Source organism: Pelosinus baikalensis (assembly GCF_020819555.1).
Lineage (GTDB): Bacteria > Bacillota > Negativicutes > DSM-13327 > DSM-13327 > Pelosinus > Pelosinus baikalensis.
In genome coordinates this window covers 85,798-108,191 of record NZ_JAJHJB010000007.1, presented here as the reverse complement: position 1 = coordinate 108,191, position 22,394 = coordinate 85,798, and the positions used below count along the sequence as shown (strand labels likewise).

Sequence of the window (22,394 nt, the reverse complement as noted above, 5' to 3'; positions counted from 1 at the left end):
CACCTATAAGATATATATTAGCTCACGTGAATTTGATGAGCTAAACATTTTTCTAACATTACCCTAGCACTACCTACTTTCAGCAGCAGGGTTCCATTCATCGAATTCAATATTTCTATGGGACATCCGGGGAAAAGCCCCATGTTCACCATGCGCATACGTATGTCACAAGAACAGGAAAATTTTCTAATTATACATTTTTGACCTACTCTAGCAAATACCAATGGCATGTTGAAATCTCTCCCTTTACTTAAGCCGTTTCCATTTCTATCATTTCAGCTTCTTTCTTTCGTAAAGAAAGATTAAAGCCTTTTACTTTGACTTCCATAGGATCTCCCAAAGGTGCATATTTCTGCACTTCGATTACAGCACCTGCTACAACACCCATATCAATAATACGTCTTTTAATCATACTATTGCCTGTTACTTTTTTTACAGTCCCCTTTTCTCCTGGCAAAAACTCACTCAGAACCTTGCTCATATTGTTCTCTCCCTTTCATGAAATGATACCAATTATCATTATCGTGCTTGCATATATATTACCTGAAATCAGGTATAACTGTCAAGCATTCATATTGTATTTGTGCCAATAATTTTATGAAAATTGTGGCTAATATTAGCTTCTTCCGATTTTATAAGAAAACCGCCTACCAGCGAGAATCCTCTTTGATAAGCGTTTTTATTTAACTCTGTCACAACCCAGAAATATCTCTAAAAAAATAAAGAGAGAAGGTTTTTAACCTTCTCTCAAAAAGCAACCATCCTTACATTCTATTTCACTTAAAGACAAACCTCAACATCAACCTTTCAGGACGAACTACTCATTTATTAACCTTACCATATAGAAATCAACTCTTACAAATCTTATCTTACATACTTAGAAATTTTAAAACAAAAAACACTCTACCTCAAACCGACTAACTAACTGCTAAGACTGGGAATTTGGATTCCAATACTCTTTGCATTACCTAAGTCACTTGTAAGGATGGTGCTTGACTAAATAATAACATGGTCATTCTAAATTAGCAAGCTTTTTTCTTTTGGGTATTTATAACAGATCTTATAAAGTTCGTATGAATTTCCTCATTGCAAAAATTGAGAAACAAAAACCAAATGTATCCCTTGAGATTCAAATTCCGGTATCATTTCCTTCACTGCTATAGCAGTATTCATCCGGGCATGTCCGATAACGGTTACTGTACCATGTTTGATTGCCATCTCTTGAGCCGTTCGTAATTTGGCTTTAACAGCACCTACCTCGTCTGTATTGTCAAGAAATAATTCATTTTCTCCTGTCTTTATTCCCATTTGCCTCGCGATCTCAGCTGCTATTGATTGACTATTGGTACGACTATCAACAAAAAATAAATGATTTTCCTTCAAAACGGCAAGTACATCCTTCATCACCCGTCGATCTGCTGTAGCTCTCGATCCTTGGTGATTATTAACCCCAATGATTCCAGGTACCGATTGAATTGCTTGTTTCACCATGTTTTGGATTTCTTCATCACTCATATTGACGGCAACCATCAACTCTTCCGATTGTGCACTTTGTGATAATGGTTCCATCGGCAAATGCAAAATAACTTGGTTCCCCGAACTTAAGCCTATCGCTGCAGCCTCATTACTAAATGGACGATAGGGTATTACAGCAAAAGTAATCGGACGATTCAACGCAGCAAAAGCAGCAATTGATTCTTTATTATAGCCAAAGTCATCAATGATGATCGCTATTTTTCCTTTGATGCTTCCATCATATTTGGTGTCTATTTTATTTGCAGTCTTTGGACTAATTGGCTTCCCTTGGGTCAGATATACTCGATCACTGATGATCGTAACATCTTCTTTTGCTAATTGATCTTTTAAGCCAATATCAATTCGAACCACAGCTACTCCTTGGTAAGTATCCGGCTGAGAAGAAAAGACTTGACCATCCGCATTATGTACTGCGGATTTAAAAATCTCTTTTATCGATTCAGCTGATGCCTCTGCCGGGACTGTTATTAACAATTGCCTTGTATGCCAACGAATGGTTCCTTCAATATTTTTTCGTGGAACTTCTTTTGTGATCTCCTTCGTTTCTCCTACGGAGAATCCATTCTTCGCTAAAACCGAGTCAACAGCAATATGTATTTTTTTAGTCGCATCTGTAAAATCGATTACAGCTCCAGCACCAGTCTTTTCAAGATTGTGTTTGGGAGGAATCTGCTCATTGGAATCTTGGAAGAACTTTATATATAAAGTTGTCATCACTAACGCGATAACGATCACTAGCCAAATACTTCTTTTATAATTTACTTTTGCCATATATAGTCTCCCTTCTCAAATGCATCATTTTCAATTATCGGTTACGATTACAGCGATATCGATATACAGGTCTTCCTACAGCACCATAGCTAATTTCCACATGTAACAAATCCACGCTTTGAAAATACTTAAGATATTTTCGAATCGAAACAGGTGATAATCCTACATAATTCGCCATTTCCTCAGCCGTAAATTCATCTTTCTGTTCTAGGATATGTTCCCACACTCGCTTAATGGTATTACGATCTAATCCTTTAGGCAGCTCCCCTTCAATTTGAGAATGTCTTGCAAAGATCTGCTGATCTAAAAGATTTTGTGACAAATTAGAAGCCTCTCGTATTAACTGTAGACGTTTTTTAAAATTGATCAATGCCGTTTGCATCCGTTCAAATTCAAAAGGTTTAATTAAATAATCAACTGCCCCATTTCTAAGAGCCATTTGAATACTTTGATTATCTCGTGCGGCAGAGACTACAATAACATCCACACTATACTCTTGCTGACGAATAGCAGATAATAGCTCTAATCCATTCATATTCGGCATAAAAATATCTAATAACACCAAGTCAATATTCTTTGCCCGCAAAGTCGCTAAGGCTTCCTCACCATTTTTTACGATACCATAAAACAAAAAGCCTTCTACCCGTTCAACATAACGCCGATTCAATTCCGCAACCATAGGATCGTCTTCTACAATTAAAACTTTTATCATTCTGATTCCCCTTTACAACGCTCACTTTTACCTCAGTACATATATTTTCTCATGAATGCAACTATCATAACCACAAATTTTAAAAACATATAAAGTAAACCGAACCACAGAGGACACTGAGAAAAGATAGATAGGGTTAAAAATCTCTGTGCCCTTTGCGAACTCTGTGTTCAACGTTCCCCTAAACTCATAAAATTCTGATGCTACGAAAAAGGAATTTAGTCTCTATCGAAACAGAAAGACTTGTCCTATGCTTACCTCAATCCCTAAGCAAAAGTTCAAGTCTTATAACTTACAGTGTATTAATTATAATACACTCTATTCTATTTGTATACTTGCAATTTTCTGAATGCTTGTTATTGCCGAGTGATGATACGCACTACTCTTTCATAAACGAGATAATCCCACATCCATTTTACAAAGACAACTGCCCGATTACGGAAATCAATAAGACGCAAAATATGCACTAAAGACCATATAGACCAAGCAATAAAACCATGGGTTTTGAATGCACCCATATGCACCACAGCTGCATTACGACCAATCGTTGCCATATTTCCTACATCTTTGTACACGAACTTCTTAAGTTCTTTGCCACGAATTAAGTTTCGTATATTTTTTGCTGTAATATCAGCTTGTTGTATCGCCACAGGCGCTATCATGGGCAAGGGTCGTTCCCCTTGTACATAATGAGCTGCATCACCAATCACAAACACTTCAGGGCGATTCGGCAGCTGTAAGAAATCATTCACAATAGCTCGCCGCATACTGGCCTGTTCAACATCTAACGTATCCATCAAAGCACTGGCTTTTACTCCTGCTGCCCAAACGACAGTATGGGTTGGAATGACTTCGCCACCTTTTAGACTCATTTTTTCTCCATCATAATCGGTAACCTGAACACACATACGCACTTCTACATGCTTGCGGATTAGGGTTTCTACAGTAACCTCCCGCAGCTCTTCTGGCATAGTAGCTAACAATTTGTCAGAAGCTTCAACCAACATAATACGTACTTCTTTAAAGTTCAAATGATGATATTCTCGAATCATTACATGATAAATAAGTTCAGATAAAGCACCAGCTGATTCTACCCCTGTAGGACCGCCGCCTACAATCACAAAGGTCAGTAAGGCTCGACGCTTATCAGCATCTTTTTCATGAGCAGCCAATTCAAACATACGTAGTACATGATTACGAATAGTAACCGATTCATCTAAGGTTTTCATGCCAAAGCCATTGGTCTCCATAGATTTCATTCCAAAATAGTTTGTCATTCCACCTACTGCGACTATCAGATAATCATAAGCAATGTTGCCTGTATTCATGCTCACGACTTTATTATCAAAATCCACATCCGATACCTCCGCTAAGCGAAAGTCCACATTCTTTTGCTCTCTAAAGATGGCTCGGACAGGATAGGCTATGTCATCCACCGACAAGCCAGCCGTTGCCACTTGATATAATAAGGGTTGAAATAAATGATAGTTATACTTATCAATAAGGGTAATTTTAACATCTTGTTTTGCTAATGCCCTTGCTGTGCGAATTCCTCCGAAACCAGCACCAATAATTACAACATGCGGCTTCTTTACCACCGCTTCATTTTGCATATTTATACACCCCCACTATTTTAATTTGTATGCACTTATATATATAAACATTAATTTTTCTCAAAATCAATAATTGTATTGTAAAGTAATGAAAAAAATAATTGTACATTATAAATATTTAATAAATAATAACTAACTTAAATAAGTATCGTCTTCTATAACAACGACTTATTTTTTAGAATCTATTCGTTTTCCTTCTTTATTTCATAAGGAATATTTACCATGAATATTGTACCTTCCCCTGGTCTACTTTCAAAATCAATAGTCCCTCCAAGGCGTTCTAAACTGCACTGCACTAGATGAAGACCAAACCCTCGGTTCCCCTCCTTGCTGGATATACCTTTCTTAAATAAAGTACTGCTTACTTCTGGTAAAATTCCCTCACCTGTGTCACTTACGTGAATCGATAATATCCCTTTATCATAATACATATGCAGTTCTATCTCCTTATAAGGACTGTTGTTTACTGCGTCAAAAGCATTCTCTACTAAATTACCAATAATCGTTACCATTTCATGAATAACTTCATTATTCCAAGGCTTAGGAACATAGGTTTCTTCTGCTAAATGCATAATCACATTGTTTTCCCTTGATAAGCTTAACTTACTTAGAATAAACCCTGCAAGAAGAGGTTCCCTGATACGTTTGGTTACGAAACTAATTTCCTCTTCATGCTCAGAAGTAATTTTATTAATGTAATTTGCTAATTGCGAGTAACTTTTCAATTTGACTAAACCCAATATAACATGCAACTGATTCATAAATTCGTGGGCCCGCGCCCTAAGAGCATCTACATAATCCTGAACACCTGTAAGCTGCTCTGCAAGATCTTTCACTTCTGTCTTATCCCGAAAAGTAGATATAGCCCCCACCACTTTTCCATTTACAATCATAGGGAGGCAGTTTGCAATAACGGGCGAGCCATGGAAATCTTGTTCTTGATCTACTTGCGCCACACCAGATTCAATTACTTCTAGTAAATTCGTATTTGGTACATAGTTTGTAATGGATTTACCTACCGGACTATCATCTATGCCTGTCAAGCCTAATATGCGAATGGTTTCAGCGTTTACCAAGGTAATTACTCCTTGACTGTCGACAGCAAGAATTCCCTCATATACCGACTGCAGCATAGCATTTCGTTCCTCCAGTCGATTAGCAATCGCCTCTGGCTCAAGACCAAATAAAATATTTTTTACATTTTTTGATAGTAAATAAGCACCGATAATACCAATCATCATACCAATTATAATTGCCAAAAATAATGCCTTTTGCGTCTCTTTCTCCAGTATTTTAATATTATCCATTAAGACACCAACCACTACTACCCCTACCTGCTTTCCCTCTGGAGTAAAAACAGGTACAAATGCCCGTAATGCATCTCCTAACGTTCCCTTAGCCACTGAAACATATTCTTTGCCTGCTAACGCGTCCTCTTCATCCCCACCAACAAATTGTTGGCCAATCTTTTCAAAATTAGGATGTGATTTGCGAATCCCCTGCATATCTAAAATCACAATGTATTCAACCTCAGCTGCAACTCCACTCTCATTAGCATATGTCTGCATAGCATCTATATTTTTATCTTGTGCTAACCCTTCAATTACAAGAGGAGATTTCACAATAAGATGAGCCACACTCGCAGCTTTCCTGGCAGTCCCCTTTTGTGCATCAAATTCAATATTCTGGGATATTAATATATTGGTAATCAACAAGGCTGCAGCTACTACCGCAAATGTTAATAGCATAATCTTAGTTTGCAGCTTTAAGCTTCTATTAAATAACAAAAATACACCACCTTACTTTTCTCTACAAGTTATCTCTATTATAGAAATCTAACGTACAAAAAACAAGAACAACAAAGTGATTTTAAAAAATATCCAGCGAGAAAACATTGTTTCTCACTGGACATTTTTGCTACTTATTTATTTTGCCCCAAATAAGCTCTGCCGACTATCTTTTACCCAAAGCAGCTACATATATAATAAATTCTTCCTCACCATCAAGTCCTATTACAGCGTTTAGATGCTCATCATCAAAAGCAGCAACAGCACATGCTCCGCAGCCAACAACTTGTGCCGATAAATATAGATTCTGACAAACATGTCCTGCATCCAGATGCAAGTAACGATATCCTCTTTCCCCATAGCGCCATTTCATACGACTGGCTTGTGCCGCCCAAAGAAAGGTTACTGCACTCTTAGCAATAAATTTCTGCCCCAAACATGCCTTTGTTATTTCCGTGGAAATATGTTCTGCCAAATTTACTTCCATTAATTTATGCTCAAGGGCTAAAAAACGATATAAACCTGGTTTGATTCCTTCAACATTATGAATGAGTAAGTATGTCTCAAAGGCATGCCGCGCACCTGCTGATGGAACAGTTCGCAGAGTAGCCTGATTTCCTAATATTTGTTTAACGCCCTGAGTACACCATAATAAATAAGATAGTTCCAGTAAACTGATTGGCACATTCTGATAATCACGTACACTGGATCTAAGTTCAACCAGGGCCATAAAATCAATTGTAATTGGTGGAATTTCTTCTGGCATTGGCAAATCAATGATATTGTTTTTTTCATCATAAGCCGTTTCCAAAGATGGCTGAGCTACTATACTCTCAGGGTCTTTCTGTTCCATATTCTCATAGCGAGTTTGCACCATAAATTCATGTCCAATGGATTTTAGCATGATCACACCTCTAACTTTTATATGAATAGATTATTTTAAATACACTATCATTATTCTTTCACCACCTCTTTAAAAAATCCTCCCTACTTCCATTTTAGTAAAATAAATAAAACTGCCAACAGCCTCATTGAGGATTGACAGTCTTATTTTTCACAGGTAACTAACCGCTTTACTATTTCCTTCTTTTTTGCAGCTCTTCCAAAAGTTCACTGATACTTACATTATGATACGCTAAAAGCACTAAACAATGATACCAAAGATCTGCCATTTCATATAGTAATTCTTCTTTACTATTATTCTTAGAGGCGATAATTGTTTCGGCTGCCTCTTCCCCAACTTTTTTAAGTATTTTATCCTGACCTTTATCAAAGAGATAGGTGGTATAAGAACCAGCTTGAGGATTGCGCTTGCGGTCATTCACTACATGATACAGTTCTTGTAAGATAGTGGACACCGATTGTCCATAAACAGAAGGTATAGTTACCGCTGTTTCGCCTTCCACTTTCTGCTGGTCTAGTGTACGCCTGAAACAAGACAATGTTCCTTCATGACATGCAACCCCGACTTGCTCTACTTTGATCAAAAGAGTATCCCCATCGCAATCATAATATATCTGCTGCACCTTTTGCACATGTCCAGAAGTTTCGCCTTTTTGCCATAAACTTTGGCGACTACGACTGAAAAACCAGGTAACTCCTGTTTCTATAGTCTTTCGTAATGATTCCCTATTCATATAGGCTAGCATAAGAACAATTCCGGTTTGTTCCTGTTGGATAATTGCTGGAATTAAGCCATTATCATCAAATTTAATATCGTCTATATTGATCATAGCCGTACCTCCACACCTTTTGATTTTAGATATTGTTTTACCTGACCAACAGTAAATTGTCCAAAGTGAAAAACAGAAGCTGCTAATACGGCATCAGCCTTACCTTCAGTAAGCACATCATAAAAGTGCACCAGTTCCCCTGCGCCCCCGGATGCAATGACAGGTACGCCTACAGCTTCCGAAACAGCCCTGGTCAGTTTAATATCATAACCATCTTTCGTTCCATCTTTATCCATACTGGTCAAGAGAATTTCTCCTGCTCCCAGCGCTGTAGCCTGCTTCACCCAATCTAACACGTCCAGCCCCGTGGGAGTGCGTCCTCCGTTAATATACACTTCCCACTCTTCTTCACCTCTTTGTCTGGCATCAACAGCCAAAACAATACACTGACGACCAAAGCGCTTTGCTCCTTCGGCAATTAACTCCGGGCTTTTGATGGCTGCTGTATTGAGGGATACCTTATCTGCACCGGCTTTTAACATTTTGCGAATGTCTTCAACTGTTCGAATTCCGCCTCCTACAGTAAAAGGAATAAATACCTGAGATGCAGTTTGCTCTACCATCTGTACCATGGTATCTCTCTGTTCACAAGAAGCTGTAATATCTAAAAATATTAACTCATCTGCAAGTTCTTTATCGTAGATAGATGCCAATTCCACCGGGTTACCAGCATCTCTAAGTCCTACAAAATTAGTACCCTTAACGACTCTCCCATCCTTCACATCCAGACAGGGAATAATCCTTTTTGTATACATGATTTCACTCTCCCCGCAACAGACATAAGGCATCAGCAAGGTTCAGACTACCTGTATAAATGGCCTTGCCGACAATCACGCCTTCAATACCATCACTCGTTGCCTTTTTTATAGCCTCAATATCAGATAAATCACGAACTCCTCCTGAAGCAATGACTGGAATCCCAGAGGCTTTAGCCACGGCTGCCGTAGCAGAAATATTCACCCCTGACAAGGTACCATCACGAGAAATATCCGTATAAATAATTCGTGCTACACCAACCCCGGCCATTTTCTCAGCCAATTCTTCCGCCCCAATACCACCTGCAATTCCCCAACCATCTACAGCAACGACACCGTCGCGAGCGTCAATTCCCACCACGATACGATCACCATATTTCTCACATGCTGCTGCGACTAATTCTGGTTGCTTAACAGCAACTGACCCTAAAATAACTCGCGCTACCCCAACTTCCAAAAATTGTGCAATCGTGTCTAAATTCCGTATACCACCACCTAATTGCACAGGAATCCTTACATTTTTTGTTATGTCAGCAATCACACTTAAATTTACAGGCTTACCTGCTAAGGCACCATCCAAATCAACCAAATGTAGATATTCAGCACCTTCATTTACCCAACGAATTGCCATATCCAAAGGATTATCAGCGAATATAGTTTCTTTGTCGAAACGTCCTTCTGTCAACCGAACACATTTTCCATTCCGAATATCAATTGCTGGAAAAAGAATCATGATTTCAACTCCTTAAAGTTAGCCAGCATCGCTAAACCAATACTACCTGATTTTTCAGGATGGAATTGCACAGCCTGTATATTTCCCCGACCAACAGCGGCCGTTAGAGCGCCGCCATAATCTGCCACTGCCGTAATCAAACTAGCATCTTCAGGCACAGCATGGAAACTGTGAACAAAATAGACATAGGATTCCTGAGGTATATTCTCAAACAAAGGACTCTTCGCAGCAAAAGATAGGCTATTCCACCCCATATGAGGAATTTTTAAAGCAGGAGCCTGTATTTTACGTACCATACCAGGAAAAAGTCCCAGCCCTTTCGTTTCCGGATCTTCTTCACTGCCTTCAAACAAAACTTGCAAGCCCAGACAAATGGAAAGAAAAGGTGTTCCTTTCGCAACTACCTCATGGATGGCATCAATCATGTGATAGGCTTTAAGATTCTCCATACAATCACCAAAGGCACCGACGCCTGGCAGTACTACTTTATCAGCTGCTGCGACGATCTTAGGCTCACTGGTAACTACAACCTCTGCCCCTAACTTAACAAAAGCCTTTTCCACACTATATAAATTACCCATGCCATAATCAATAATAGCAATCATAGTCACCCCTCCTATAGCATCCCTTTACTCGACATCACTCCAACAATTCTCTCATCGATAGATGCAGCTTCATCAAGAGCCCTGCCTAACGCCTTAAATATCGCTTCTACAATATGGTGAGAATTTTTACCGGATAATAGGCGCACATGTAAAGTTAACCCTGCATGTACAGATAAGGCCCGTAAAAATTCTTCTGTCAGTTCACTGTCAAAATCACCGATTCTTTCCGACGGTATCGCTACATCAAAAACGAGGAAGGGACGACCGCTAATATCTAAGGACACCATTGCTAAGGCTTCGTCCATTGGTACAAAAGCAGTACCATATCGTTTGATACCACTTTTATCACCTAATGCTTTTGCCAAAGCCTGACCTAAGACAATACCTGTATCTTCTACAGTATGATGTCCATCTACCTGCAAATCTCCTTGCGCAATGAGCTGCAAATCCATAAAGCCATGTTTGGTTAGCAGCAGTAACATATGGTCAAAAAAACCAATCCCTGTTGCTATTTCACTTTTACCAGTTCCATCAATATTTAATGTGGTTGAGATATTTGTTTCAGCGGTTTGCCGCTTCATTGTCGCAGTACGCATCATTTGGAACCTTCTTTCCTATTATTTATAAATAGCTTATATTACTCATTCATAAACGTTTTAATAGCCTTGTATACATTATCATTCTCTAAAGGCGTTCCAAGTGTAATTCTAATGCAATTGGTAAGAAGAGGTGCTGTACTAAAATCTCTTATGCCAATATTTTTCTCAGATAAGTAAGCACTCAGCTTTTGTGCTTTCTCTGTTTTTATTAAAATAAAATTAGTCTCTGAAGGATAGACTGTAATACCTGCTATTGCAGCCAGCGAATCAGCTAAACGCTTGCGCTCCCCAATAATCTGCCCAATGATTGGCATAAACTCATCTCGCATTTGATATACCACTTGCGCAGTAATCAAAGACAAGGTATTGATGTGGTAAGGCATCATAACTTTATTTACCATAGATACAATTTCAGTATTAGACAACATATATCCTACACGAATTGCTGCTAAGCCATAGGCTTTGGATAATGTTCTTGCTACAATTAAGTGGTCATACTTTTTCATAAGACTGACAGCGGATTGACCATAGAATTCATAATAGGCCTCATCAACGACGACGGGACATTGTACTTTGCTTAGAATATATTCGATATCTTCTTGTGGAATAATTGTACCTGTAGGGTTATTGGGATTGCATAGAATAATCAACTTAGCCTTGGACTGCTCTGCCGCTTCCACAACTTTTTCTGGTGATAGGGAAAAATCTTCATTTAATTTTACTGGAACCGCTTGGCTGTCCGTTAATTGAGCATAAATACCATACATGGAAAATGAGGGGGTCGGAAAAATAATGCTCCTTCCTGGTCCACCAAAAGTTTGACATAGGGCCAACAAGATCTCACTTGATCCATTACCAATTACGATATTTTGAATCGTGGTCGCAAAAGCTTCTGCAATCAATGCTCGTAAATCTAACATTCCGATATCGGGGTAACGGTTAAATGCCATATATTCGATCTGGTTCATGACTCTTTCATGCACTAAAGGGGGCAAATTATTAGGACTTTCATTAGCATCAAGCTTGCTATCCCATTCCTTTTCTTCTACTGAGTAGGATTTTATATTTTCTAATCCTGGTCGATAATCAAACATCATTCTTTTCCCTCACTCTGATAGCATTGGCATGAGCCTGTAATCCTTCTGCCTCTGCTAATGTAATTACTTGATTCGCTACTGCCTGCAGCGCTTTTTGGCTATATGCAATAAAACTGGTTCTTTTCATAAAGGTTTCTACATTTAACACGGAATAAAAACGAGCTGTTCCCCCAGTTGGCAATACATGATTGGGTCCTGCTAAGTAATCCCCCAATGGTTCTGGCGAATAAGGTCCCAAAAATACAGCGCCTGCATTTTTTACAAAAGGCAGCAAGGCAAAAGGCTGCTCTGTTATGATCTCTAAATGTTCCGGTGCTGATATATTGGCCAATTCGATCGCCTGCATACTGTTTTTCGTTATAATCATCAATCCATTTTTCTGCAGCGATGCTTTAGCAATTTCCCTGCGAGGCAGCTTAGCCAACTGGCGCTCAAGTTCTATTTCCACTTTACTCACAAGGTTACTGCTATCCGTAATTAAAATGCTGGATGCTAATACATCATGCTCAGCCTGACTTAGCATATCTGCAGCAATATACGAAGGGTCTGCGGTTTCATCCGCAACAATTAAAATCTCACTTGGTCCCGCTAACATATCAATATCACAATGTCCATACACCGCCTTTTTAGCTAAAGTGACAAAGATATTACCAGGTCCTGTGATTTTATCAACCTTAGGAATCAGCTTGGTACCAAAGGCTAGGGCAGCAATAGCCTGCGCTCCTCCTGCTTTAAACACTCTGGTCACACCCGATTCCCGGGCTGCCGCTAAAATACTGGGATTAACGCTGCCATCCTTACTAGGCGGCACCACCATAATAATTTCTTTTACACCAGCAACAGCGGCAGAAACTGCGTTCATAATAACAGAGGATGGATAAATAGCAGTACCCCCAGGCACGTACATTCCCACTCTTTCTAAAGGAATACAACTTTGTCCCAGCATCGCTCCATGCTCTCGATAGGTAAGCCAAGTTTTAGGAAGCTGCTCTGTATGGAAAGATTTAACATTGCTAATGGCCTGTCGTATAGCAGTCAATATCTGCTCATCGACCTTTGCCAAAGCCTCTTGAAATTCCGATTCTGTAACTTCTAATGTATCTTCACTTAAATTTACACCATCAATTACCTGGGTATATTGAAGTACTGCTTCATCCCCTTGCAGGCGTACATCATGAATAATTTTATCCACTACCTGAGAAGCTGTTAATTCACTGCCGAATACCTTCTTAATATGACTCTTCGCGCCTTCTCCTAGTATCACCTGATCAAAAGGCGGCTTTATTAATAGTTCGCTTAATTCCTCTAGCGTACTATCTTCTGCATATACAATTTTCATGGGGTCACCACACCTTCCAGCAGGGTTCTTAACTCTTCAGTAATTCTATTAATACGGTCAAACTTCAGTTTAAAACTTACCCGATTAGCGATAAAGCGAGCTGTAACAGGCTGAATGGTCGCAACTTCCAATAAATTATTCGCCTTTAATGTACGTCCTGTCTCTACCAAATCTACAATAATTTCTGCTAAACCGACCATAGGTGCCAATTCGATAGAACCATTCAATTTAATAAATTCCATCTGAATGCCCATACTATGAAAAAAGCTTTCTGCTATACGAGGATATTTAGTAGCTACTCGCATATGTGCATAATCACTTAATTTTTCTCGTTTTAAAGCTTCTGGCACCGCCACCATCATTCGGCACAAACCAAATCTCAAATCTAATAATTCATAAAGATCTTTCTCTTCTTCCAATAATACATCCTTGCCGATAATTCCAATATCGGCTGCACCATATTCAATATACGTTGGCAAATCTGCTGTTTTCGTGATGATAAAATGCAACTTTTCCTTTTCATTGGTGATTACTAATTTACGTGAGTTTTCACTCAGGTCTTCTGCTGTACATCCTACTTTTGCTAACATTTCTGCCGAAGGTGCAAATAGTTTCCCCTTTGGCAAAGCGATCGTAAGATAATCCATGTCACTTGATGTCATGAAGATCCTCCTAAACTACTTTAGTTATTTAAAGCATTAACATAGTGCTATATTATCATTTGTTAAAATATTCGTCAATATAAATGTAGGATTTTTAGATGCATATGTAGAATCATCTTTCATAAGAATGCTAAAACTTTTATTTTGAACCAGTAAATTATAGACCCTATGATTCAGTTTTAAAATATACATAAAGGGGTGTCATATTATGCCCAACTTAAATATTCTTGTAATCAACAACTTAGCAGACCGTCATATGAAAATAATTCAAAGTAGTGCTCCTAACAGCAATATCATAACATGTGATTATGAAAAAGCTGCAGAGCACATTCGAGACATTGATATTTTAGTTCCTTGGGGGTCCATGGATGTTCGTCCCCTCTATCTTGCTGCCCCTAAATTAACATGGATACATAGCCTAAGCGCAGGAGTTGAAGGTTTGATCTTTCCTGAAATTCAAAATGCCAACACGATAATAACCAATTCAAGAGGTATTCATGGCATTCCAGTTTCAGAACATGTTTTTGCTATGATGCTCGTTTTTACGAGAGGATTGGATGTATTTATTCGGCAACAAGCAAAGCACCAATGGAAGCGGACAATCGTTGACGAAATTCATGACAAAACCATCGGTATCGTAGGTCTTGGCAGTATCGGACGAGAAATTGCTAAAAAGGCCAAAGGTCTGGGAATGAAAGTTGTCGCCAGCAAACAAACCATGACAAAAGAGCTATTTGTTGATGAACTCTATCCTCCTGAAAAACTCCATGAACTACTTTCATTTTCCGATTTTGTAGTCACAGCCCTGCCTTTATTAAAAGAAACGAAACATTTATTTACGATAAACGAGTTTTCCGTTATGAAACCATCTGCTTATTTCATCAACATTGCCCGAGGCGGTATCATTAAACAAGATGATTTGATAACCGCTTTAGAGCAAGGCTTGATAAAAGGTGCATGTCTAGATGTTTTTGATGAAGAGCCTCTTTCTGATTCTTCCCCTCTATGGGATATGCAAAACGTAATCATTACCCCCCATGTAGCAGCCCTATCACCAAGCTACCTGGACAGAGCTGTCAAGCTCTTCGCCGATAACCTGTCCAGATTTCAGCAAAACAAAGAAATGTTAAATATCATTGATAAGGTAAAGGGTTATTAACTTTTTTCAATGCATACTGTCAGACTCTCTAAGCAGCGTTAACTCCAGTGGATCATTTTCTGCTGGAGTTTTATGATGTTTAGCAATTATTTCAATCATCTCAGGACTCTCACCAATTTCCCTCAACATACCAGCACTAATAGCAGCATGATGAAAATAAATATAAAAAGCATGGCGAAGATTTGCGACCTTACTTCCTCGCCCCTGCTTTCCCCATTTTCTTAATTGATTAGGAAAAAAATAATCCCCTATAACAGTTATGATTTTATCAACTGTACTAACATCGCCTTTCACTTTTCCCACATCATGAAGCAAGGCACATTTCACCAATAGTTTACTATTTACATTTGAATGATTATCTGCCAAATGCAGTGCTGTATATGCCACATTCAGAACGTGCCGCTGATCTGGCACATTCATCGCCCAAAACAAATTTTGCGCTTTTGAGCTTAAATGCTGTTCAATAAATTCTCTATCTTTTGGTGTAATCGAAGCGGTAAGTGCAGCAAACACCTGTTTTATTCTATATAACATCTGTTGATCCACCCATTATTCTACATACACCAGCTTTTCATACCCTTTACTTTTCTGACTCTCTTTTGCTTGTGCACAAGATTCTGGAATAACGGCTAATTCTACGCTGCAACCTGAATCACGCAAAGTATCAGCCTGTTTTATTGCTTTCACCAGGTTTTCTTTATTCCATCCAATGTAAATACCTTTACAATTTTGAGTACCGTCAATCCCCTGGCGCTCTAATGCTAATAGTACTCGTTCAATACCTAAGGCAAAGCCAGTAGCCCCACAATTCATCCCAAATGAATTTAACATAGTATCGTACCGCCCACCACCACAGATTGGAAATCCAAGTCCTGGCGTATAACCTTCAAATACCATTCCTGTATAATATTCAAAATCACGAATGATTCCTAAATCAAAGTCAACATATTGGGAAACACCATAGTTTTCTAATAGGTGATAAATATTGGCTAAGTTATCTAAGGCTCTACGACTTTTATCATTTGTTACCATACTATAGGCCTGTTTGAGCATATCTTCTCTGCCATGAAGTAATGGAATATGTTTCAGTAAAGTCTGATCACTTTGGCTAAGACCACTCTTAACAAGTATTTCACCTAATCCCACTAAATCACGCGTTACCATTGCATGTTTAATCTGCTGCCTTTGCACGAGAGAAAGTTCACTCTGCTCCATAATTCCATTAATAAAATCAACTTGCCCTAAACCAATTTGAAATTTCTGCAAACCAGATTTCAACATCGATTCCACTGCTAATGCAATGACCTCGGCATCAGCTGCCGGCTCTGATGCACCCATAATTTCCACTCCGGCCTGATAAAATTCACATTGCCTGCCTGCTTGAGCTTGTTCATAGCGAAAGACATTCGTTATATAAAACAGTTTCATTGGGCTTGGACTACCTTTAAATCGGGTAGCCGCCACACGGGCCATAGGAGTTGTCATATCTGGGCGAAGTGCCAATATACGATTATTTTTATCAAAGAATTTAAACATATGCTGATCTAAGTCGTTTCCTACTCCAACAGTCATCGTTTCCAAATATTCAATTGTGGGAGTAACAACTTCATCATATCCCCAATTTGCAAATAACTGAGCCAAAGCCCCTTCCACAGCACGTTTCTGACTAGCCTCTCTCGGTAAGAAATCTCTTGTTCCATATGGAACCTGAGGAACAAATTCATGTTGCTTCATAAATAGAAACACCCCTATCCCAGTAATTTAATGTTCTCTTAGATAATACTTTGCATGCTGTTTACTTATGATCTTTTTGACCTTCGAGTCTTTCTAACATAAACTTATACCCATCAGCACCATAGTGTAAACAACGCTTTACCCGACTAATTGTTGCAGTACTAGCTCCTGTTTTGTCTACAATGTCATCATACGTATGGCCAGCTCTTAACATACGAGCTACTTCCATGCGTTGGGCGAGAGATTTTAATTCACTTACGGTACAAATATCTTCAAAAAATTGATAACATTCTTCTTGATTTTCTAAAAATAAAATAGAACGAAATAACTGATCCGTTAAGTCATCTTTCAATTTGGGATTTGTAGGCATTTTTCTTTCCCCCATTCTATTAAATCCTTTATTACTTTTAAGCTTTACTTAGTGAAATTATAACATTATGATTTCCCATTTGCAAAGTCATTTTTTTCTTGACACTATTTTATAGAACTGCTAATATGTTTATTAGTAAGTTAATATCTTTCATCAAGAGCAGTTGAGGGAATGGCCCAATGAAGCTGCGGCAACCATTCACTTGTGAAACGGTGCCAAATCCACAGGATTGATTCCTGATAGATGAAGCGCAATTCAGTTTGATAACACGCTTCATTTATGGAGCGGTTTTTTTGTTATTTCAGAAATAATAGGAAGGGAGCTATTCCATTGATTAAACTACAAGATATAGAAAAGGTCTATCAAAGCGACAACGGTACAATTCATGCCTTACGAGGCGTTAACTTATCAGTGAAACAAGGAGAAATTTTCGGCATTATTGGAACCAGCGGTGCGGGGAAAAGCACATTAGTCCGCTGCATCAATATGCTAGAAAGCCCTACTAAAGGTATTGTTACAGTAGATGGTCAAGAATTAACTTCATTAAACGAGCAAGAACTCCGAGAACAGCGTAAAAAGATTGGCATGATCTTTCAACATTTCAATCTATTATCTTCACGTACTGTATACCAAAACATAGCCTTCCCCTTGGAATTGGCGAAACGCAGTAAAGAAGATATTAATAAAGAGGTATTGCATCTATTAGAATTGGTAGGGTTAAGTGATAAAAAAGATCAATATCCAGCACAATTAAGTGGCGGACAAAAACAACGAGTAGGCATTGCAAGAGCTTTGGCTAACCATCCTAAAGTATTATTATGCGATGAAGCGACTTCAGCTCTCGACCCTCAAACCACAAAATCGATTTTAGAGCTCTTAAAGGATATCAATCGTAAGTTCCAACTTACCATCGTCCTCATTACCCACGAAATGCAGGTTATTAAAGAAATTTGTAACCAAGTCGCTGTAATTGAGGGTGGTAAGATCATTGAGCAAGGTAAGGTAATTGATATTTTTACCCAACCGCAATCCAATACCACAAAGGAATTTATTAGCTCTATTATTAATCATAACCTGCCTGACTTTTTCAAAGAGATTACTCTGGCATCGGAACCATCTGCTGATAGTAATTTAATATTGCGCTTGTCTTTTATTGGACATTCTACAGAAGAGCCGGTTATTTCCAGCATGATTCGCCGCTTTACTATTGATGCTAGTATTTTGTACGGAAATATTGATCATATTCAAACAATACCTTTCGGTACATTAATTGTAGAATTATCGGGTGAGCAAGCCTCTTTGCAGCAAGCCCTTAGTTATTTAAAAACACGTGAATTAGGAATTGAGGTGATTGGTTATGTCGCAAGAAATGCTCGTGCTGTTGGCTAAGTCTTTATGGGAAACCACGTATATGGTTGCTGTTTCTAGTTTTATTTCTGCGCTGTTAGGCATACCCCTAGGAATTATACTAGTTACTACTAATAAGGGACATATTTTAGAGAATACGCCTCTCAATCGAATCTTAGGTGCTATTGTAAACGCAACCCGCTCTACACCATTTATTATTCTAATGGTGGCAATTATACCGGTAACCAGGTTACTAGTAGGTACATCCATTGGAACAAATGCTGCCATTGTACCATTAAGTATTGCTGCCATTCCTTTTGTGGCTCGTATAGTAGAATCAGCCCTTAAAGAAGTGGACTACGGCGTAATCGAAGCTGCCCAAGCTATGGGAGCATCCCCAAGAGAAATCATTACAAAGGTTCTCATTCCTGAGTCCTTACCTGCGATTGTTCTAGGACTCACCCTCACTATTATTAGTCTAATTGGCTACTCAGCAATGGCAGGAGCAATTGGCGGTGGTGGTTTAGGTGATTTAGCAATTCGTTATGGTTACCAGCGCTTTCGCGCCGATATCATGTTAATTACAGTGGTTATTTTAATTGCTCAAGTACAAATTGTTCAATCCACTGGTGACTATATATCGAACCGTCTAAACAAGAAATAGAAGCAGCCTAATTTACTGATTTAGGCTTTCTATAAAAAACACCAAATACACTTAGGAGGGTTATTATTATGAAAAAGCTATTTCTTGTTCTTATTGGAATTCTTAGTCTAGGACTATTAGTAAGCGGTTGCGGTCAAAAAGAAGCTCCTGCTTCTCCTGCTGCTAAAACTACTGTATTAAAAGTTGGTGCTACTCCTGTTCCTCATGCGGAAATTTTAAATGTAGTAAAACCAATCTTAGCTAAAGAGGGAATCGACTTACAGATTGTTGAGTTTACAGATTATGTAAAACCAAATATTGCAGTAGCCGAAAAAGAATTGGATGCAAACTTCTTCCAGCATATTCCTTACTTAAATAAATTCTCAACAGAACGTAATTTGGCATTAACCTACACTGCTGCCATTCACATTGAACCAATGGGAATTTATTCAAAGAAAATTAAAAATTTGAATGAATTGGCAACTGGCGCTAAAGTAGCTATTCCTAACGATCCTACAAATGGCGGTCGTGCTCTAGCTATCTTAGAAAAGGCAGGACTTATTAAATTAAAAGACGGCGTAGGCGTTAGCGCTACTGTAAGTGATATTGTAACCAATTCTAAAAACATTCAAATTAGTGAATTAGAGGCTCCTCAACTTCCTCGTGTACTTGAAGATGTAACCATTGCTGTTATCAATACCAACTATGCTCTGGAAGCTAAATTAGTACCAACTAAGGATGCTCTATTCCTCGAACCAAAAGATTCTCCTTATGCTAATATCTTGACCATACGTAAAGGTGACGAAAATCGCCCTGAAATTCAGAAATTAACAAAAGCTCTAACATCTGACGAAGTTAAAAAATTCATTAACGAAAAATATCAAGGTGCTGTAATACCAGCATTCTAATCATTCTGGAGGGAACCTTTATGGGGAAGCGGTTACAAATCGTCACTACTTTTTTTATACTGGCAAGTATCGCGGCATTGCTGTCATGGCATAGTTCATTGCATATGATTCGTGTATATAGACCAATAAAAGTAGGGGTTACGGCCGGTCCCCATTTTGCAATTATGAACCTAGTTAAAACGATCGTCGCAAAAGATGGTATTGATCTGCAAATTGTTGTATTTACTGATTACAGCAAGCTTAATGAGTCTTTACACCGCGGAGAAATAAGTCTTAATAGTTTTCAGAATCAACCTTATCTTGATAGAGTACTCGATGATCACAACTATGCAATTGTTCCGATTGCTAAAACGTTTCTATTACCAATGGGGATCTATGCTAAAAAAATACATAATCTTAGCGCATTGCCAACAGGCAGTAAAGTTGCTATTCCTCAGGATTTATGGAATGGCAGCCGGGCCCTGCTGTTATTGGAAAAAGCCGGTCTTATTGTCTGCAGAAAAACAACAGATTCTCTAAGAACCCTTGATGATATTGTTGAGAATCCTAAGAATCTTAGTTTTATACAAATGGATGCCACACAGATCACTTCGATGATCGATAAGGTAGATATTGTCCTTATCAATGCCAATTATGCTGCAAAAATTGACTTGCTGCCAACCAAAGATGCACTAGCATTGGAAGATATATATTCACCATATGTAAATCTTTTAGTCGCTGGTGCTAAAAATATCAATCATAAGGACCTGGAAAAAATCGTTACAGCCTATCAATCACAAGAGATTAAAACCTTTGTGGATGAACATTTTCAAGGTACCGTAATAACAGCTTGGTAAAAATATCCCCTCCATGAGAATATATGGAGGGGATATTTTTACCATCTGGCGATTCGAGGGAGCTACCATTCGTTTATTTCTGAAACTGAGCCTTCCCTTCTTTGAAGTATACAACATTCAGATTGGAGCGTTCCGCAATCTCTAACCCTACCTGTAGATCTCTGCCAACATCTTTAACATGGTGAGCATCGGACCCAATTGTTACGATACGTCCTCCCAGTTCATAAAAGCGCTTATAGACCGGCAATATCGTCTCTACTGCTGCTTTATTCCCCAAGCGCCTAGTATTAATCTCCAGGGCTTTTTCTTTCTGGGCTAAAACCGTTAAAATCTCATCAATACTATCACTAAATTCATTATAGTAGATTTCTGGGTCTGCAAAACGTGCATATCTGGCAATATAATCAATATGCCCTAAACTATGGATACCATCATAACAGGTCACACATTGTTTCATAGCATTAAAATAATGTTCATACACTTCTTGTTTACTTCTTCCTTGATAAAAGTCTGGAGTATATAGATCAATATTATCAATTACATGTACTGATCCAATGACATAGTCAAAAGGATACCTCTCTACCAATCGACAATTTTCTTCTAAACAATCCGAACGCATACCTATTTCTATACCTAGCAGAACTTTTTCATTACGATACGCAGCATACTGGGAAAAATATTTTTCTACATCAAAAATAAAAGCCATCGGTTCAGGATATGCAATATCCATATGTTCCGTAACAATAATTCCTATATTTAATTTCTCTGCCCTTGCTACAGCATCAGTCATTTCCATTTTTGAATCTGTAGAAAAACAGGTGTGCATATGGCTATCAAATAACATTTTTTACCTCCCGGATTTTCACATCAATTTTATCCCATCTCTTATTTTATACAAAAATGAAAGAAAATCCTGCTTATGGCCTAATTTACTATATATCTATAAATTTTCAAAAAACCAATTCATATTGTATTCTATTGTATTTTTATATACTATTAAAATATTCTTCATGTATACATTCAAAGCTCTTGAAGAATGTTTTTCTTTGTATTATACTAAAGACAAGCTTAATAAATACAATCCTTTTTAAAGAAATTGTATGATATTAGCATAGGGGGTGATTCCATTGAACAATGAAGAAGATCTGCCAATGTACAAGATAGTGGAATCCATATTTTCATATGTATAACATCAACCAATGTGCTTGTCACATTGAATAGTTCAATGAACATTGTACGGATAATACCACAGCAGGGGGGTTTTCACTATGGCCAGAGAAAGGATCAGCGATCTCTTTTCCGCCTTCTGTATTTGGGTAGTTATTCCTTTATTAGCTACTAGCTTATTATTTCTCTTATTTCAAAGCGGAAATCCGTTGCTGCTGGTTATTTTTCCTTTATTAGCGGTCGTGTTTTTCATAACCAAACAACTTAATTAAAGCTAAAGCTCCGTAG

At 38.3% G+C, this 22,394-nt stretch carries 25 protein-coding genes and 1 riboswitch; of the genes, 6 read left to right on the top strand and 19 right to left on the bottom strand.

The features are described from left to right. Nucleotides 1-17: 17 nt before the first annotated feature. The 15 genes from LMF89_RS07205 to hisG form a co-directional block, all read right to left on the bottom strand. Nucleotides 18-230, bottom strand: coding sequence for a FeoA family protein (locus LMF89_RS07205; protein ID WP_007957641.1), 213 nt, complete (start codon nucleotides 228-230; stop codon nucleotides 18-20). Between the two features lie 20 nt (nucleotides 231-250). Then, nucleotides 251-481, bottom strand: a complete 231-nt coding sequence (locus LMF89_RS07210) for a FeoA family protein (protein WP_007931796.1) — start codon at nucleotides 479-481, stop codon at nucleotides 251-253. 602 nt (nucleotides 482-1,083) lie between these two features. After that, complete coding sequence (locus LMF89_RS07215; RefSeq protein ID WP_229534507.1) at nucleotides 1,084-2,307, bottom strand: divergent polysaccharide deacetylase family protein; 1,224 nt, start codon at nucleotides 2,305-2,307, stop codon at nucleotides 1,084-1,086. A gap of 34 nt (nucleotides 2,308-2,341) precedes the next feature. Then, entirely contained in the window at nucleotides 2,342-3,019 is a 678-nt protein-coding gene (locus LMF89_RS07220; RefSeq protein ID WP_007957645.1) for a response regulator, read from the bottom strand. Between the two features lie 356 nt (nucleotides 3,020-3,375). Further along, on the bottom strand, nucleotides 3,376-4,632 hold the full coding sequence (locus LMF89_RS07225) for an NAD(P)/FAD-dependent oxidoreductase (protein WP_229534508.1): 1,257 nt from the start codon (nucleotides 4,630-4,632) through the stop codon (nucleotides 3,376-3,378). A 182-nt stretch (nucleotides 4,633-4,814) separates the two neighbouring features. Continuing rightward, a complete protein-coding gene (dcuS, locus tag LMF89_RS07230; RefSeq protein WP_007957650.1) occupies nucleotides 4,815-6,419 on the bottom strand; it encodes a DcuS/MalK family sensor histidine kinase in 1,605 nt (534 codons plus the stop codon). Nucleotides 6,420-6,585: 166 nt separating this feature from the next. Next, entirely contained in the window at nucleotides 6,586-7,323 is a 738-nt protein-coding gene (locus LMF89_RS07235) for a SagB/ThcOx family dehydrogenase (protein ID WP_229534509.1), read from the bottom strand. A 172-nt stretch (nucleotides 7,324-7,495) separates the two neighbouring features. Beyond that, complete coding sequence (gene hisIE, locus LMF89_RS07240) at nucleotides 7,496-8,152, bottom strand: bifunctional phosphoribosyl-AMP cyclohydrolase/phosphoribosyl-ATP diphosphatase HisIE (protein WP_229534510.1); 657 nt, start codon at nucleotides 8,150-8,152, stop codon at nucleotides 7,496-7,498. Then, nucleotides 8,149-8,907 (bottom strand): imidazole glycerol phosphate synthase subunit HisF, encoded by a 759-nt coding sequence (gene hisF, locus LMF89_RS07245; RefSeq protein WP_229534511.1) that lies wholly within the window; start codon nucleotides 8,905-8,907, stop codon nucleotides 8,149-8,151. Before hisF ends, hisIE begins: the two co-directional genes overlap by 4 nt. A gap of 4 nt (nucleotides 8,908-8,911) precedes the next feature. Further along, complete coding sequence (gene hisA, locus LMF89_RS07250) at nucleotides 8,912-9,640, bottom strand: 1-(5-phosphoribosyl)-5-[(5-phosphoribosylamino)methylideneamino]imidazole-4-carboxamide isomerase (RefSeq protein ID WP_229534512.1); 729 nt, start codon at nucleotides 9,638-9,640, stop codon at nucleotides 8,912-8,914. Then, the gene (hisH, locus tag LMF89_RS07255; protein ID WP_229534513.1) at nucleotides 9,637-10,245 is read right to left on the bottom strand and encodes an imidazole glycerol phosphate synthase subunit HisH; all 609 of its coding nucleotides are present in this window, start codon (nucleotides 10,243-10,245) and stop codon (nucleotides 9,637-9,639) included. Before hisH ends, hisA begins: the two co-directional genes overlap by 4 nt. Nucleotides 10,246-10,256: 11 nt before the next feature. Next, entirely contained in the window at nucleotides 10,257-10,844 is a 588-nt protein-coding gene (hisB, locus tag LMF89_RS07260; RefSeq protein WP_304622597.1) for an imidazoleglycerol-phosphate dehydratase HisB, read from the bottom strand. Nucleotides 10,845-10,882: 38 nt separating this feature from the next. Beyond that, nucleotides 10,883-11,941, bottom strand: coding sequence for a histidinol-phosphate transaminase (gene hisC / locus LMF89_RS07265; RefSeq protein WP_229534514.1), 1,059 nt, complete (start codon nucleotides 11,939-11,941; stop codon nucleotides 10,883-10,885). Further along, nucleotides 11,931-13,280, bottom strand: a complete 1,350-nt coding sequence (gene hisD / locus LMF89_RS07270) for a histidinol dehydrogenase (RefSeq protein ID WP_229534515.1) — start codon at nucleotides 13,278-13,280, stop codon at nucleotides 11,931-11,933. Before hisD ends, hisC begins: the two co-directional genes overlap by 11 nt. Further along, nucleotides 13,277-13,942 carry an ATP phosphoribosyltransferase gene (hisG, locus tag LMF89_RS07275; protein ID WP_229534516.1) on the bottom strand — a complete coding sequence of 222 codons (666 nt, stop codon included), beginning with the start codon at nucleotides 13,940-13,942 and terminating at the stop codon, nucleotides 13,277-13,279. The genes hisD and hisG overlap by 4 nt, the downstream gene beginning before the upstream one ends. Nucleotides 13,943-14,150: 208 nt before the next feature. On the opposite strand from hisG, the gene LMF89_RS07280 reads away from it, so the two are divergent. Continuing rightward, nucleotides 14,151-15,101 carry a D-2-hydroxyacid dehydrogenase gene (locus LMF89_RS07280; protein WP_229534517.1) on the top strand — a complete coding sequence of 317 codons (951 nt, stop codon included), beginning with the start codon at nucleotides 14,151-14,153 and terminating at the stop codon, nucleotides 15,099-15,101. A gap of 6 nt (nucleotides 15,102-15,107) precedes the next feature. Here LMF89_RS07280 and LMF89_RS07285 read toward each other — a convergent pair whose 3' ends face one another. From LMF89_RS07285 to LMF89_RS07295, 3 genes are read right to left on the bottom strand one after another with little or no spacing between them, the layout of a single operon-like run. After that, a complete protein-coding gene (locus LMF89_RS07285) occupies nucleotides 15,108-15,635 on the bottom strand; it encodes an HDIG domain-containing metalloprotein (protein ID WP_229534518.1) in 528 nt (175 codons plus the stop codon). Nucleotides 15,636-15,650: 15 nt separating this feature from the next. Beyond that, nucleotides 15,651-16,847 carry an ATP phosphoribosyltransferase regulatory subunit gene (hisZ, locus tag LMF89_RS07290; protein ID WP_007957672.1) on the bottom strand — a complete coding sequence of 399 codons (1,197 nt, stop codon included), beginning with the start codon at nucleotides 16,845-16,847 and terminating at the stop codon, nucleotides 15,651-15,653. 49 nt (nucleotides 16,848-16,896) lie between these two features. After that, complete coding sequence (locus LMF89_RS07295; RefSeq protein WP_229534519.1) at nucleotides 16,897-17,205, bottom strand: YerC/YecD family TrpR-related protein; 309 nt, start codon at nucleotides 17,203-17,205, stop codon at nucleotides 16,897-16,899. A 147-nt stretch (nucleotides 17,206-17,352) separates the two neighbouring features. Continuing rightward, nucleotides 17,353-17,455, top strand: a riboswitch (SAM riboswitch). An 80-nt stretch (nucleotides 17,456-17,535) separates the two neighbouring features. Between LMF89_RS07295 and LMF89_RS07300 the strand changes: the two genes are divergently transcribed. The 4 genes from LMF89_RS07300 to LMF89_RS07315 all read left to right on the top strand — a co-directional run bounded on the left by LMF89_RS07300 (nucleotide 17,536) and on the right by LMF89_RS07315 (nucleotide 20,939). Beyond that, on the top strand, nucleotides 17,536-18,594 hold the full coding sequence (locus LMF89_RS07300; protein WP_007957676.1) for a methionine ABC transporter ATP-binding protein: 1,059 nt from the start codon (nucleotides 17,536-17,538) through the stop codon (nucleotides 18,592-18,594). Next, on the top strand, nucleotides 18,563-19,216 hold the full coding sequence (locus LMF89_RS07305; RefSeq protein WP_007931822.1) for a methionine ABC transporter permease: 654 nt from the start codon (nucleotides 18,563-18,565) through the stop codon (nucleotides 19,214-19,216). The genes LMF89_RS07300 and LMF89_RS07305 overlap by 32 nt, the downstream gene beginning before the upstream one ends. Nucleotides 19,217-19,284: 68 nt before the next feature. Next, nucleotides 19,285-20,103, top strand: a complete 819-nt coding sequence (locus LMF89_RS07310; RefSeq protein WP_229534520.1) for a MetQ/NlpA family ABC transporter substrate-binding protein — start codon at nucleotides 19,285-19,287, stop codon at nucleotides 20,101-20,103. Nucleotides 20,104-20,123: 20 nt separating this feature from the next. Next, the gene (locus LMF89_RS07315; RefSeq protein ID WP_229534521.1) at nucleotides 20,124-20,939 is read left to right on the top strand and encodes a MetQ/NlpA family ABC transporter substrate-binding protein; all 816 of its coding nucleotides are present in this window, start codon (nucleotides 20,124-20,126) and stop codon (nucleotides 20,937-20,939) included. Between the two features lie 73 nt (nucleotides 20,940-21,012). Here the strand turns inward: LMF89_RS07315 and LMF89_RS07320 are convergent, their stop codons facing one another. Beyond that, nucleotides 21,013-21,783 (bottom strand): histidinol phosphate phosphatase, encoded by a 771-nt coding sequence (locus LMF89_RS07320; RefSeq protein WP_007957682.1) that lies wholly within the window; start codon nucleotides 21,781-21,783, stop codon nucleotides 21,013-21,015. 424 nt (nucleotides 21,784-22,207) lie between these two features. Between LMF89_RS07320 and LMF89_RS07325 the strand changes: the two genes are divergently transcribed. Next, nucleotides 22,208-22,378 carry a hypothetical protein gene (locus LMF89_RS07325; RefSeq protein ID WP_007957684.1) on the top strand — a complete coding sequence of 57 codons (171 nt, stop codon included), beginning with the start codon at nucleotides 22,208-22,210 and terminating at the stop codon, nucleotides 22,376-22,378. The last annotated feature ends 16 nt before the right edge of the window (nucleotides 22,379-22,394 follow it).